1 pseudogene and 1 other annotated feature are annotated in these 410 nt (G+C 40.7%); the pseudogene reads right to left on the bottom strand.

The features are described from left to right. A pseudogene (gene infC, locus SMIDD26_RS10910) lies at positions 1 to 228 on the bottom strand (translation initiation factor IF-3); the annotation flags it as partial. A gap of 15 nt (positions 229 to 243) precedes the next feature. Then, positions 244 to 375 (bottom strand) — a sequence feature (ribosomal protein L20 leader region). Positions 376 to 410 lie beyond the last annotated feature (35 nt).

The raw sequence follows: 410 nt of genomic DNA, 5'->3' as shown, positions 1-410 counted from the left end.
CTTCTTCTGGTACTCAAATTTGAACTTACCGTAGTCCATAATTTTTGCAACAGGCGGTTTGGCTTAAGGTTGAATCAATACTAGGTCAACATTAGCGTTATCAGCCAAAGCTTGCGCTTCACTGAGTGGCTTGATGCCTAGCTGTTCTCCTTCAAGACCAATCAAGCGAACTTCACGTACACGAATCTCATCATTGATGAATAAGTCTTGCTTTGCTATGGTTTTCACCTCTTTTGTTTTATTAGAGAAAAACAATAGCGGACTCGTAAATATACAAGCCCGCACGTTATGATAGCGTTTCTTAGAAACTTTTCATCCGTAGGGCCAGGCAACTTAATGTCACAAGGCGAGAAGCTCTCACTTCTGCTTTTCCCAACTTTTATATGATACCAAGTTTTCTAGCTCTTGTC

The organism is Streptococcus mitis, assembly GCF_001579035.1.
In the GTDB taxonomy this organism is placed as follows: Bacteria; Bacillota; Bacilli; order Lactobacillales; family Streptococcaceae; genus Streptococcus; species Streptococcus mitis_J.
Note: the sequence above shows the minus strand (reverse complement) of the source record. Positions and strands in the feature narration are given on the sequence as shown.